14 protein-coding genes are annotated in these 13,889 nt (G+C 47.1%); 12 read left to right on the top strand and 2 right to left on the bottom strand.

The window, feature by feature from the left end:
• The first annotated feature begins 39 nt into the window (after positions 1-39).
• The 7 genes from MKY87_RS14960 (at position 40) to MKY87_RS14930 (ending at position 7,533) form a co-directional block, all read left to right on the top strand.
• Entirely contained in the window at positions 40-915 is an 876-nt protein-coding gene (locus MKY87_RS14960; RefSeq protein ID WP_036671737.1) for a carbohydrate ABC transporter permease, read from the top strand.
• A gap of 59 nt (positions 916-974) precedes the next feature.
• Positions 975-1,820 carry a carbohydrate ABC transporter permease gene (locus MKY87_RS14955; protein ID WP_223199815.1) on the top strand — a complete coding sequence of 282 codons (846 nt, stop codon included), beginning with the start codon at positions 975-977 and terminating at the stop codon, positions 1,818-1,820.
• A 241-nt stretch (positions 1,821-2,061) separates the two neighbouring features.
• Positions 2,062-3,435: an ABC transporter substrate-binding protein gene (locus tag MKY87_RS14950; RefSeq protein WP_340965253.1), complete on the top strand. Its 1,374-nt coding sequence runs from the start codon at positions 2,062-2,064 to the stop codon at positions 3,433-3,435.
• Positions 3,436-3,595: 160 nt separating this feature from the next.
• Positions 3,596-4,366: an HAD family hydrolase gene (locus MKY87_RS14945; RefSeq protein ID WP_340965251.1), complete on the top strand. Its 771-nt coding sequence runs from the start codon at positions 3,596-3,598 to the stop codon at positions 4,364-4,366.
• Positions 4,363-4,701 (top strand): DMT family transporter, encoded by a 339-nt coding sequence (locus MKY87_RS14940; RefSeq protein ID WP_051447260.1) that lies wholly within the window; start codon positions 4,363-4,365, stop codon positions 4,699-4,701. Before MKY87_RS14945 ends, MKY87_RS14940 begins: the two co-directional genes overlap by 4 nt.
• On the top strand, positions 4,701-5,795 hold the full coding sequence (locus MKY87_RS14935) for a metallophosphoesterase family protein (protein ID WP_340965250.1): 1,095 nt from the start codon (positions 4,701-4,703) through the stop codon (positions 5,793-5,795). Before MKY87_RS14940 ends, MKY87_RS14935 begins: the two co-directional genes overlap by 1 nt.
• 280 nt (positions 5,796-6,075) lie before the next feature.
• Positions 6,076-7,533 (top strand): carboxylesterase/lipase family protein, encoded by a 1,458-nt coding sequence (locus tag MKY87_RS14930; RefSeq protein ID WP_340965248.1) that lies wholly within the window; start codon positions 6,076-6,078, stop codon positions 7,531-7,533.
• 172 nt (positions 7,534-7,705) lie between these two features.
• Here MKY87_RS14930 and MKY87_RS14925 read toward each other — a convergent pair whose 3' ends face one another.
• Positions 7,706-8,857, bottom strand: coding sequence for a VanZ family protein (locus MKY87_RS14925; protein WP_340965247.1), 1,152 nt, complete (start codon positions 8,855-8,857; stop codon positions 7,706-7,708).
• Between the two features lie 235 nt (positions 8,858-9,092).
• On the opposite strand from MKY87_RS14925, the gene MKY87_RS14920 reads away from it, so the two are divergent.
• From MKY87_RS14920 to MKY87_RS14905, 4 genes are all read left to right on the top strand, one after another.
• A complete protein-coding gene (locus tag MKY87_RS14920; RefSeq protein WP_017691576.1) occupies positions 9,093-9,434 on the top strand; it encodes a zinc ribbon domain-containing protein YjdM in 342 nt (113 codons plus the stop codon).
• A gap of 154 nt (positions 9,435-9,588) precedes the next feature.
• Complete coding sequence (locus MKY87_RS14915; protein ID WP_339787789.1) at positions 9,589-10,401, top strand: class I SAM-dependent methyltransferase; 813 nt, start codon at positions 9,589-9,591, stop codon at positions 10,399-10,401.
• Positions 10,402-10,510: 109 nt separating this feature from the next.
• On the top strand, positions 10,511-10,768 hold the full coding sequence (locus MKY87_RS14910; protein ID WP_047840923.1) for a hypothetical protein: 258 nt from the start codon (positions 10,511-10,513) through the stop codon (positions 10,766-10,768).
• Between the two features lie 192 nt (positions 10,769-10,960).
• Positions 10,961-12,022, top strand: coding sequence for an LLM class flavin-dependent oxidoreductase (locus MKY87_RS14905; RefSeq protein WP_036612299.1), 1,062 nt, complete (start codon positions 10,961-10,963; stop codon positions 12,020-12,022).
• Between the two features lie 132 nt (positions 12,023-12,154).
• On the opposite strand, the gene MKY87_RS14900 is transcribed toward MKY87_RS14905, so the two are convergent.
• Positions 12,155-12,814: a TetR/AcrR family transcriptional regulator gene (locus MKY87_RS14900; protein WP_340965246.1), complete on the bottom strand. Its 660-nt coding sequence runs from the start codon at positions 12,812-12,814 to the stop codon at positions 12,155-12,157.
• A gap of 249 nt (positions 12,815-13,063) precedes the next feature.
• Between MKY87_RS14900 and MKY87_RS14895 the strand changes: the two genes are divergently transcribed.
• Positions 13,064-13,879: an SDR family NAD(P)-dependent oxidoreductase gene (locus tag MKY87_RS14895; RefSeq protein ID WP_340911776.1), complete on the top strand. Its 816-nt coding sequence runs from the start codon at positions 13,064-13,066 to the stop codon at positions 13,877-13,879.
• Positions 13,880-13,889 lie beyond the last annotated feature (10 nt).

The following is a 13,889-nucleotide window of genomic DNA, read 5'->3' as shown; positions in this document are numbered from 1 at the left end:
AATAATTAAAGAAAAATTGGACAGTAAGGAGTGGGGGATTTGCGTTTAAAACTATGGAGGGAGTCTGAGGCGGTCCTATTCACGCTGCCAGCTCTAATCCCATTGCTGATCTTCTGGCTGGGACCTCTGGGATATATCGTTTATCTCAGTTTCACCGACTGGGACTTTATGAGCCCGGACAAGTTGTTCGTTGGGTTGGACAATTACAGTTATCTGCTGACAAACTCTGAATTCTATCGATCACTGAAAGTCACCTTGTTATTCGGACTTGGAAGTGTAATCCCAACCATTGTGGGCGGATTGGCGCTTGCGATGCTCATGAATAGCAAAATCAAATCATCCGGCATCTTCCGGACATTACTCTTCTCACCTTGGGTCACCCCGACAGTTGCGGTGTCCATCGCGTGGTCCTGGATCTTCGAGCCCGAAGTGGGACTCGCTAATCTGATGCTGGGCTGGGTTGGCGTATCTCCGATCGGCTGGTTGCGTGACGCGGACTGGGCGTTGGTTGCCGTTCTGATCGTCACGCTCTGGAAGTCGATAGGATGGGCGATGGTATTTTATCTCGTTGCGCTACGAAATCTGCCTTCCGATCTGCTCGAAGCAGCTTCAATCGATGGAGCAAACGGTTGGGACAAGTTCAGAAGTATTACATTGCCACTGATCTCACCAACGACATTTTTTCTCTCGATTATTCTTACCATCCAGTCCTTGCAAGCCTATGACCAGATCAATGTCATGACGCAGGGTGGACCGGCGGGATCAACGAGAACGTTGCTGTACATGTATTACCAGTCTGCATTCGAATCCTTTAACGTAGGTGAAGCTTCGTCCATCGCCGTTGTGATTATTCTGATCTGCGTGTTGCTGTCGGGAGTATCCTTCCTGCTTGGCAGACGTCTGGTGCACTACTAATGACAATGACATTGCCCAACAAAAAGTCTAAACGGATGAAGCGCAAGGAGTTGCAGAACGTGTCACAACCGAATTTTAAAATAAGTAAATTGATCCGCTACCTCCTGTTAGCCATTATCGCGCTGGGTACAGCCTTTCCCTTCTATTGGATGGTCATTAGCGGGTTCAAAACCAATGATGAGATCTGGCAGTTCCCGCCGACCTTCTGGCCGGAGACGTTCCTGTGGAGCAACTATGTGGATGCCTGGAATGCGGCACCATTTGCCCGTTACATCCTGAACAGTACCGGGGTGGCCTTAGCCATCTGTCTATTTCAGATCGTCAACTCCAGTATGATGGCGTACGCCCTGACACATATGAAGTTCCGTCTCAAAGGTGTGCTGACCTCCCTGATTCTGGTGGGTTATATGATACCGAGTACAGCCGTATATCTGCCTAGTTACCTGGTGCTTAGCGAACTTAATCTGCTTGATTCCTACACAGGCTTGATTGTATCCAATTGTGTCAGCGTGTTCTCGATCTTCCTGATCCGGCAGGCGTTCATGCAGGTATCGCATGAATTGGTGGAAGCCGGACAGCTGGACGGTGCATCCCACTTCCGGATTCTCTGGACGATTATCACGCCGCTTGTTCGCTCAAGCTTCGCCGTGATGGTTCTGATTACGTTTATTGAACAGTACAACAACTATTTCTGGCCTATGCTCATCACCAAAGACCCTGATTTACAGCTGGTATCGGCGGGTCTGCGCAGCTTCTTTGTAGAAGGCGGGGCATATGGACTGGCTTGGCCACAGATTATGGCTGCGAGTGCCTTCACCATCGCACCCTTACTTATTCTCTTCCTGTTCACCCAGAAGACGATCATGCAGAGCGTCAATATCACGGCCGGTGTGAACAAGAACTGATGTTAACTACCCTACTATATAAATTGAAATAAACATTTACACAAAACGGAGAGGACAGAAATAATCTGAAGAAGCGAAGCGCTCGCCTTTATCCCCGGATTTTACCTTTACAAAAAGGAATCAAAAAAATCTGGGGATAACAGCGATCGGAAGGTTGTTCTGTCATTGGAGTGGCTAGTGTAAATATTTCTTAGTTCAATTTATGCAAACTAACATTTCACCTAAAACGGGAGGAACGACAATGAACTGGAGTCAAGCAAGCATGACATGGAAAAAGAGATTGAGGTTGAACTGGAAGGGTGGCATGTCGCTGGTACTCGCGACCAGCTTTGCTCTATTGACCGCTTGTGGAACACAAGCACCCGCAGAATCAGGCACGACAGCTGCTGCCAGTGGAACCGAAGTTCAGGCAAAAGATCCGGTGGAGATTGAGTTCTGGTATGGTCTGGGTGGTAATCTGGGCGATAACATGAAAAAGACGATTGATGCGTTCAACGCCTCCCAGAACGAAGTCGTTGTGAAGGGGATTGTACAAGCAGATTACACGGAAACGGAACAGAAGCTGCAAGCAGCAATTGCTTCCAAGAAGGTTCCAGCCGCTGTACTCAGCTCCAATATAGACTGGGCACGCAAAGGATATTATGCACCTATGGATGAGATGATTGCCGCTGATCCGAATTTTAAGAAAGACGATTTCATTCAGACATTCCTGAACCAGGGACAGGTGGATGGAAAGCAATACTTTTTGCCAATGTACGGTACAACTCAGATCATGTACTACCGTATGGATACGTTCAAGGAGAACGGAATCGACCCAGCAACTCTGACGACATGGGAGAAGCTGGCTGAGGCGGCTGCGAAGATGAGCAAACAAGAAAATGGCAAGACTACCTTCTACGGTTGGGAACCGATGTGGGGTAGAGACAATATGATTGATGCCGTGCTGGGTAAGGGCGGACAGATTCTTAGCGACGATGGCAAAACCGTTATGATCGACTCTCCGGAATGGATCGAGACATGGGACTTGTTCCGTAAATGGATTAACGAAGACAAGATTATGGGCATTCATTACGGAGGTCAGGGCTGGGAGTACTGGTACAAAACGATTGATGATGTGATGAAAAATAAAGCAGCAGGTTACACCGGATCTAGTGGTGACCAAGGTGACTTGGACTTTAGCGTAGTCGCTGCAATGCAACAACCAGGCTGGGAAGGTATTGGTGAAGGAAAACCGGTAGCGAGTGCCATATCGGCAGGTATTCCGTCAGCGGCAAGTCCAGAGCAACAGCAGGCAGCATACAAATGGCTTACGTATTTCTCTGAAACTTCGAACACAGCTTCATGGTCCATGAACACCGGATATATTGCAGTACGTCAGTCGGCTCAACAAGATCCAGAGTTCATGAAGTTCAGTGAGGAAAATCCACAGATCACGGTACCATTGCAACAAGCAGCTCACGCCTCGGCTCCATTCCAGGATCCAACGGGTGGCAAGATCAATGATGCATTGAAAGATGCAGCTGATCAGGTGCAGATCAATAATATGCCAGCGGAACAAGCGCTGAAGGAAGCAAAAGAGAAAGCGCAGAAGGAACTGGATCGGGTAACGAAGTAACGATATCGACAAGAACTGTTTCCAAGAGACTCGGTCGTGAGCCTGACCAGATTGTAAACATAACGTATCACTAATCACTATAAGTAACTCACGCGGAAAGGGCGGTACATGCTGTACCGTCCTTTCCGTTCATAAAGATTGCAGACAAGGAGTTTGACCAATGCAAGATGAAACGTATGTAGACGGATTACCAAATCCGATTGAAGCCGTTTTGTTCGACAAGGACGGCACATTACTTGATTTTACGGGCATGTGGGGGTTCTGGACCGATTGTGTGTTGAACGATTTCAGAGACCAGTTGGCGACCAGGGGACTTCGTATCAATACAGATGAACTTCCACAGATCTGGGGTACATTCCAGGATGACCAAGGCCGAATGAATGGGTATGACGTGCGGGGGCCACTTGCGATGGGAACTATGGATGAAGTGTATGCCGTGCTGACGTGGCATGGATATCGTGCGGGTCTCAGCTGGGCGGAAGCCAAGATCATGGTTCGGGAGTGTTTGGCGCGAGCGGAGGAAGAGATGGAACAGCATCGTCCGGCACGTCCGTTACCGGGAGTTCAAAGATTCCTTGAACAGTGCCGTAGCGAAGGCGTGGTTATGGGTGTTGTGACGGCAGATGATACACCAAGTGCAATTAAACATTTACAGTGGATGGGACTGGATTCCTTTTTTGACGTGGTGATTGGTACAGATCTGGTGGAACGGGGGAAACCTTTTCCCGATATGCTTCTGCTTGCCTGTGAGCGGTTGGGAGTATCTGTACAGCATACTGTGGTTATTGGAGATACGGACGGAGACATGGAGATGGCACGAACCGCTGGTGCGGGGTACAGGATTGGCATTGGAGAACCGGGAAAAATCCGCTTGGCGGACAGAACGATTCAATCCTTCCATGAATTGCTGAATGGTGGGCTGAATCGATGACGAACAGTCACGCCTACTTGGGCTGGGTACTGTTGGCATTGGCCATCGGGCTGGAGCTGAGCGCTACCATTTTGCTAAAAGTATCGGATGGGTTCTCACGGTTATGGCCTTCGGTGTTGATGTTTGTCTGTTATGGCGCAAGTTTTACCTTTCTTAATTTTGCAGTGAAGTATATGCCGCTGGCTGTAGCTTATGCGATCTGGTCTGGGGTGGGCATTACGCTCATTGGCGTTGTGGGCCATTATTATTTCGGTGAACGTCTGCGGCTCACGTCGATGGTCTGGATCGGTTTTATTCTGATTGGCATTATTGGACTGAAATGGAGTGATTCTTGATGAAAAATGAACATACACCGGAGCAACCTATTGTCAGCTTCCAGGTTATTACGGACACACATGTGCGAGATGAGGCAGACCATATTCATAACTGGCATCTGGACCAAGCATTAGCCGACATAGCTACATTTAGTCAGGGGAGCAGCGGGATTATGCATGTGGGCGATGTGACGGATCGAGGTCTGCCGAGCGAATATCGTGAGTTGCAACGCATATGGAAGAAGCATGCGGAGAGTTTGCCGGACATCCGGTACACGGTAGGTAACCATGATATTGGAGCCGTGGTATGGCAAGATCCGCCGATCGTTTTGCTTGAGATGAAAGAGGATGAAGTAGCCGAGTTGTTGGAGCAGGAAGCAGATATGGAACTGGTCACAAAACAAACCGCTGCTGAATCAGCTGCACTAATTGAGCAACTATCCGGCGGGACCTATACGTTGTCTGCTGTAACTTCGGAGCAGGAGGGCCAAGACGGGGGACCGATCTCTTCAGGAGTAGACCCCATTACAGTCGCAGGGTTATGGCAACGTCGATTAAGTGATTTTGAAGGGACAACAGGCATGAAGGGCGCATACCACGACCATTGGATTGATGGGTATCATTATATTTTCCTGGGCACCGAGCAACCTCACCCGAAGGATTGTGATATGTCGGCTGAACAATTGGAGTGGCTGGATGCCAAATTGTCTGAACATGCAACACCGAATCAACCGATCTTTCTCTTCTTACACCAGCCGCTTATGGATACGGTAGCAGGATCGATGAAGGAACAAGGCTGGTATGGTGTGAATCAGGATGCGGAACTCAAGGCCGTTCTAGCCAAATACCCGCAAGCGATCCTTTTCTCGGGACATACCCATTGGCAACTGGAGGCACAGCATACGATGTACGATGGTGCAGGCAAGATGCCAACGATGTTCAATGCGTCGTCTGTAGGTTATCTATGGACGGATCAGGATGAACATCTGGAAGGCAGCGAAGGGCTTCATGTGGAGATTTATAAGGGTCGGGTGGTTGTGAAGGGACGTGACTTTGTCGCGGGCGAATGGATCGAAGGTGTTGAGTTTACGGTGCGATATCCTACAGTAGGGTAGTTATTTGGATAATCAACGGTAAAGGGTCATGCTAAGGGTCAATGTCATTAAGACAAGTTAAACTTGATGACAGTGATCAAAGGGTGGCCTTTTTGGTATCCATCTTAAGGATATGTATCAGATCATCCACCCCATAAAGTTCCACGTGAAACGTAGCAGGAGAGGCTGGGGTTGGGTAAAGTTGTAAATAGGTATGACAACAAACTATACTCAAATAAGTACACATGATATGCACGTACTCGTTAATTTAACCTATTTACGGAGAGGAAGTAGAAGCGGCATGAGAGAACTTCAGGTTCAAACGACATATGGTACCGTTCAAGGCGAGCTTTTGCACGATGCAAGCGTATGGAAAGGCATTCCCTATGCGAAACCCCCGGTAGGTGAGTTGCGTTTCAAGGCTCCGGTACAGCCCGAGTCATGGGATGGAATCAGACAGGCTACACAATTTGGGCCTGAGAATATACAACCTCGAAATCATCAACCAGAAGGCCAGACAGAAATTCCGAATGAGTCAGAAGATAGTTTATATCTGAACATCTGGGCACCTAAGGAAAAAGGAGCAACACCACTGCCGGTCATGGTATGGATTCACGGCGGCTCCTTTGTAACAGGTTCAGGTAGCCAGCCGATGTATGATGGTACACAGTTAGCGGTTCGGGGGGAGGTCATTGTTGTGACGATCAACTACCGATTAGGACCTTTGGGTTTCCTGCATATGGCTCCATTAGGTGATTCATATGTATCCAATGCAGGTCTGCTGGATCAGGTTGCGGCATTACAGTGGGTGAAGGATAATATCTCTGCTTTTGGTGGTAACCCGGATCAAGTTACGGTGTTCGGCGAATCAGCAGGCAGCATGAGTATTGCAGCACTGATGGCGATGCCAGCGGCCAAAGGACTGTTCCAACGTGCCATTATGGAGAGTGGTGCATCCCAGTTCATGCCGGCAGAGCAAGCTTCAGCGTTGCGGGAAGGGATGTTAAAGATCCTTGGGGTGGATCGGGACAACCTGCAGAAGTTAAATACAATTCCTGTAGAGCAGATTATTGCAGCCGGTGAAACGGTCAAACAGCAGAGCGGGGCAGGTATGGCGTTATTGTTCCAACCTGTATTGGACGGGCATACACTACCTCAGGTGCCACTTCAGGCGGTGAGCGAAGGTTCAGCGCAGGACATTCCGGTGCTGATTGGTACGACACTGCACGAGGGTGCACTGTTCATCCAGCCACATGTGCCTTATTCAAAAGAGATCGATATGGTTCAGGGCGTAGACTTTATGACGCCAGATCTGGAGAATCGGGTAGCCATCGCGGATAGTTATCCAAAAACGGCAGATGGACAAGCCCAAGTCATGACGGATATGTACTTCTGGCGGTCAGCGCTGCAATATGCTGCGGCACAACAGAAACATGCCCCAGTGTGGATGTATCGATTTGATTGGGTGATGCCGGAACATCCCTTGTTAAAAAGAGCGATTCACAGTATCGAAATGTTCTTTGTGTTTAATACACTGCATGTCCTCAAATTCATGAATGCGGAGCCGGATGAAGCTGCTGCGGCACTTGCCCTCAAGGTACAGGATGCCTGGATTTCCTTTGCCAAGAATGGCCAACCTGAAGTTGCAGGTGTGAACTGGCCTGAATATGAGCAGGATCGAGCGACACTAATCTTCAACCATGAGATTGAGGTCGTACATGATCCGGATGCAGCCAAGCGAGAGCTGTTAGGGTTATAATCCAAGCCGATTATTTGAAATGGATACTCTGAATAACTGCTATACGCTTAATCAAAAGAGGAGGTTCATTCTCAGAATGAACCTCCTCTTTTTGTAATCCGGCTGGAGAGTAGCAGAACGTAAGCACCAATTAGGGGGATACATTATGCATTGCATTGTTATACTCCAAACATTATTTACGAGAGGCACGCGTGCGTGACACCTCATCGAAGTAGAAGGAACGTTTTCCACGGGAGAAGAGTACGATCAAGACATGAACAAAGAGCACGGCGTAGACTAACATATAGATGCCGAATGTTCCCAAGGAGATCCACATTTGATAAGGCTGAAGCATCACATCCTGATGTCCTGAAAAAGCATAATCGTTGACCAGGCGAATGATCGTAACGAGCAGCCATGGAACATAGAGTGCGGCAAATCTTTTGAATAACGATTCACTGGTGGGTGTGCCGGTCTGACGATCCACATAGCGGAATCGCAAGATGGCCGAGCCTGGAGTTACCCCATTTCGCACCCAAGGTATGAAGAACAGCACAATGACCATAGCAATGGATGTACTTAGCGCATCACTGATCACATCAGACGCTGTGAAGATGGATATCAGATTCGAAAGGAAGACAACAACGACTCCATCGATAATTAACGCGAGCAATTGAGGCATAGCATACACTCGGTTTTGCTCCACGATCTGTTCGCTCTTCGCCTGAATGCTTGCACGTGATGGGAATAAAGCAAGCAGGATGGGCGCTGTGAAGAATCCAATGACCGCTCCCGAAGTATTCAACAACAGGTCATCCACATCGAAGAGACGGTAAGGACAATTATAATACCCGTAGAATCCGGTGATCTGGGTAATCTCGAAGAATAAGGAAAGCCCGAATCCGCCTAGCAGGGTGTACTTCCAGAATGATCTCTTTTGAAAAAAATAACGGATATATACACCCAGCGGCATAAGGAGCAGGACGTTAAATAGAACTTGTAAGAAGGCTCTGCCCTGAATCATTCCGATATAGCTGGAAGGCTGAGACCATACAACAGGTGTTTCCTTCATGATGTCTTTGACAAAAGTGAATGGAACCAGATTGTAGTAGATCGTGTCAGCGGCTTGCTGCGCACAGGTATCTCGCGTAGTCGGAAACGGGAGAATGACGAGGCAATAGGCAGCCAGAATATAAAAGATAAACGAAAAGCTGATGCCAAACCGTGACCAGCTGAAGAAACCGTCTTTACGATAACCATAGATCAACCAAGGCACCAGCAGGAACATTGCCGCAACAACAAAGATCAAAAAAGCCGTTTGCACAGGGAAAACATATGAGGACATGAGTAGGAACTCCTTTGGTATTAAATATAATAACATTCATAGAAACATTAAAATTCATGTATGTGTAGTGCGTATCTATTAGTTACATCATAAGTAGTTACCCTTAAAGTGAGGGAGGCATGAACCTTAAATTTGGTTTAAATCCATCCATGCAGTGACCAAGCGTATGGAATATACCGTCGAAATCCCGTATACTTGCGGGAATGCCAATCGTAGAATGGAGAGTTTAATACATATGTCTAATTTGCCTAACTGCCCCAAATGTAATTCAGAGTACACGTATGAGGATGGTAACCTGCTGGTTTGCCCGGAGTGTGCGCATGAATGGTCTTTGGAAGCAGACAATGATAACGCAGAGGATGCAAAAGTAATCCGCGATGCCAACGGAAATGTGCTAAGTGATGGTGATACCGTTACCGTCATTAAAGATCTGAAGGTTAAGGGTAGCTCACTCGTGGTCAAACAGGGCACGAAGGTGAAGAATATCCGCCTGATTGATGGAGATCATGATATTGATTGCAAGATCGACAGCTTGGGTGCGATGAAGTTGAAGTCTGAGTTTGTGAAAAAGATATAAGATAAGATCGAGAAACGTTCCGTTCCGCATTCAATGGGAATTGAACGTTTTTTTGTTTGACAGGAAATATTTAGTAGATATATACTGATTGGAATTTAATTTTTTTGAACATGGATGAGTAGTCTACATATTAGAAAAGGTAGGTGTCAGAGCGATGAAGAGAGATCACATTATTGAATATTATTCCGGGTTTGATGAGTGGGGCAGACTGGAGCGGGAACCAATTGAATTCATCATTAACATGCATTACATTAGGGAACATCTCCCCGCTACTGGTTGTATTCTGGATAATGGCGCAGGACCAGGAAAGTATGCCATGGAGCTGGCGAAGCTGGGGTATCAGGTCACTTTATCGGATCTGACACCTTCCTCCGTGGATACTGCGAGGCAAAAGGCTCAGGAGTTTGGTTTGACACAGCAATTCGATGGGTTCCATGTTCTCGATGCCACTTCGCTCTCCGGTATGGCTGACGAGACGTACGATGCGTCCCTCATGCTGGGGCCGTTATATCATCTACAGACAGACGAAGAGCGGATGGCTGCTGTACGGGAGTTGTACCGTGTGACCAAGCGAGAAGGCGTGGTGTTTGTAGCGATGCAAAGCCGAATGCGCATGAGTATCAATTCGCTGCAATCTCCGCAGCACTGGAAACCGAATGATAACATGGCAGCAATCCATTCTTTTGTGGAAAAGGGTATATTCGATCATCAGGATCAAGGACGATTTACGGGAGCATACTATTTTAATATTCAGGACGTTACACCCTTCATGGAGCAACATGGATTTGAAACCGTAGATTTGATTGGTTCATCCAGTCTTAGAGCCATGCTCACGGATGAGCAGCAGCAATATTGGAAAGAGCGTGGCGAGTACGATGAACTCATGCAATATATGATCGAAGCCGCCAAAGACCCTTCCATATTGGGAATCTCGTCGCATCTGCTGTACATTGGGAGAAAGAAATAATAGACTTACAGGCAATGTTCTAAAAATCTATGTATTTTAGAATGTCAGCCCGTGGAATACTGTTTCCACATGATATAATATCTCTATCTAATGGTCTGGAGGTGTCACTATGCAATGGAAGGAAGTTCAGGAGCGATTCCCTAATGAGTGGGTCGTTTTTGAGGCAACCAAGGCGCATTCTAGAGAAGGCCAGCGTTATATTGAAGAGATGGCAGTGATTGATTCATTTGATGATTCTACAAAGGCACTAAAACGTTATGGTGAATTGCATCAGGAAGATCCCAGACGGGAATACTGCTTTTTTCACACTTCACGTCCAGAAGTTGTGGCAAGAGAACGATATGTTGGCATGAGAGGTCCTCGATGAAAATTTCAGAGGTTTATGGAATTTGATCAAGCCATAATCGATAGAAAATAAACATAAATGTGCCCTCTGGAAACAGAGGGTACTTGTGTTTTTTATCAAAATAGTTCAATATTAAGATACATAACAAAAGGTGATCTACTTACAATAGGTTAGATGAACAACGGATCGCTTCATACCAGGGAGGAACAGACAATGGAAATCGGAATTAGTACATTTGTGGAGACAAATCCGGATGTAAAAACAGGAGAACTTATCAGTCATGCGCAGCGTATTCGGGATGTTGTTGAAGAGATTGTTTTGGCAGATCAGGTGGGTCTGGATGTATATGGCGTGGGAGAACATCATCGTGCTGACTACGCCGCTTCATCACCAGCTGTCATTCTTGCAGCCGCAGCTTCACAGACCAAGAATATTCGCTTGACGAGTGCGGTAACCGTGCTGTCATCGCATGATCCGGTACGTGTATATCAAGATTTTGCGACACTGGACGGCATTTCGAACGGACGTGCAGAGATTATGGCAGGGCGTGGATCATTTATCGAATCGTTCCCACTGTTCGGCTATGATCTGAACGACTACGATGAGTTATTCGACGAGAAACTCGATTTGCTGCTCAAACTGCGTGATTCGGAAAAAGTAACCTGGGAAGGCAAACACCGTCCTTCCTTTAACAATCTGGGCATCTACCCACGCCCGGTACAGGAAAAACTTCCGGTATGGATTGGCAGTGGTGGTAATCAGGAATCCGTTGTTCGTGCAGGATTGCTCGGTTTGCCATTGGTGCTTGCCATTATCGGTGGCCGTCCGGTGCAATTCGCACCGCTGGTGGAACTGTACAAGAAAGCAGCTGCACATGCAGGACATGATGCTTCCAAGCTGACCGTTGCTTCTCACTCTCACGGCTTCATTGCCGATACAACAGACGAAGCCGTGGAGAAATTCTTCCCGCCAGCGCAAGCGGTCATGAACATACTGGGCCGTGAACGTGGATGGGGACACTACAGCCGTGCAACATTTGATGCAGCGCGTAGCCTAGAGGGTGCTTTGTACGTAGGTGATGTGGAGACGGTAGCTCAGAAAATTATTTACCTGCGCAAAGAAGTCGGGATTACCCGCTTCATGTTGCACACCCCCCTCGGCACAATGCCGCACAACGAGGTTATGAGAGCAATCGAGCTGCTTGGTAAAGAAGTTGCTCCAATCGTGCGCAAAGAAATTGCACGTTGGGAAGCTGAGAACGAAGAGGCACGTTAATCGACTGAAACCGTTACGGAACTAGATAGAGTCAACCAAATAAAGGAGCAAACCCTAGGCGTATTACGCCAATGGGTCTGCTCCTTTTTCGTTTATCTTCTAAAAGTATCTAAAACAGCACAGATTTAATGCTTATCCATTCGCAGATGTACTCACAAGGGAGTGTATAACCATGGATAACGTATGATCATAGAGGGTTTTGGCAGCTTCTTCGCTCTCAATATGGCCTCCCAAATACAGATGAATAACACCGTGTAAGGGAGCCCAGATCATCCGAACTGCAAGCATGGGATCTTGTACCTGAAGCATTCCCTGTTCAATGGCTAACTCCACTAAGACAGACACTTGCTTCAGTGCAGTCGCTGTTCCCTGTAAGGTTTCTCCATCTGGTTTGAATTCGGAAAAAGATCCTCCAAACATCAGCTGATAGAAGCTGGATTGAGAAATGCCGAAGTCCCAGTAGACGTAGGCCAGATCACGGAAATACTGTTCGAACGATGCCTGCCGGGGTATAGTTTCAAATCGCTGGGCCATGAGGGAGCAGCCCTCTAAATACAGATGTTTGGCTAACCCTTCTTTTTTGCCAAAAAGGTTATATATGATTTTGGTGGAGCACTCCATGCGTTCAGCTACACGGCGTACCGTGACAGCTTCTGGTCCATGCTCTTGCAGTAAAGCAGCAGCAGCATGCACAATATTTTGCCGCAGATTATCTGAGTGCTGGAGTCTGGCTTCCTGAAAGGTTGTTACCGTATGTGCAGATTCCGTGGAACCCGAATTATGATCCTTCATTGATTTCATCCTCGTAACCGTATTGTTGTTGAACAGAAACTACGTTTCCTTCGCTTATCGTCATTCTACTGTTTTACGCCGGATAACGTCAATTTAATCCGAGTTTAATAAGCAAGCACCACGTTCTAGGTCCAAATTTAACAAATGCATTTGACAGCGTCATGCAATTTGGTTACGATGGTTCTATAAAGAAACAGTGTTTCCAAATGAAAACAAGTGTTTAAATTATGCATAGAGGATGGATGAGAGATGATAAAGGAACAGCATCAATGGGTACTTATTACAGGTGCTTCTTCAGGTATTGGGGAAATTTTTGCACTCGAAATGGCTTCTAAGGGTAAAAATATTGTGCTGGTGGCCAGAACAGAATCCAAACTGAATCAATTGGCAGAGCGAATAGAACGTACATATCAAGTAAGGGCTGAGGTAATCGTATCGGATCTTTCCGAAGTAGAGGCACCTCAGAATGTATATGAGGAATGTCAAAATCGGGGAATACACATCGATATGCTGATCAACAATGCTGGATTTGCTACCCATGGATGTTTTGAACAGGTGGATGGTTCAAGGCAACAGGACGAGATTATGTTGAACGTGCTCGCCTTAACGAACATGACACATCTTTTCTTGCCAGGCATGTTACAGAAGAAAAATGGTGCTGTCATTAATGTGTCTTCGACGGCTGCCTTTCAACCTGATCCGTATATGGCTGTGTATGGAGCAACGAAGGCATTTGTACTTTCTTTTACAGAGGCGTTATACGAAGAAAACAGGAAGCGTGGCGTACAGTTTTTGGCACTATGCCCAGGCTCAACCGAGACCTCGTTCTTTGATGTAGTAGGTGCTGATGAAGCCTCGGTGGGTAAACGTGATACCCCTGAGCATGTCGTGGCGGTGGCCATGAGAGCACTCGAGTCAGGCAAACCTTATGCTGTGCCGGGGGCTGGTAATTACTGGACAGCGCAGTTCACCCGCCTCGTGCCACGCAAGTTGATGTTGCGAATCGTAGGAAGTATGCTCCGTCCACGTTCCAAGGATGGTAAACCAGAAAAAGTACAAGCCTGATTAGTGGTAT

Origin of the sequence: Paenibacillus sp. FSL R7-0198, assembly GCF_038000415.1 — a bacterium.
In the GTDB taxonomy this organism is placed as follows: Bacteria; Bacillota; Bacilli; order Paenibacillales; family Paenibacillaceae; genus Paenibacillus.
This window is presented reverse-complemented; position numbering and strand designations above follow the sequence as displayed.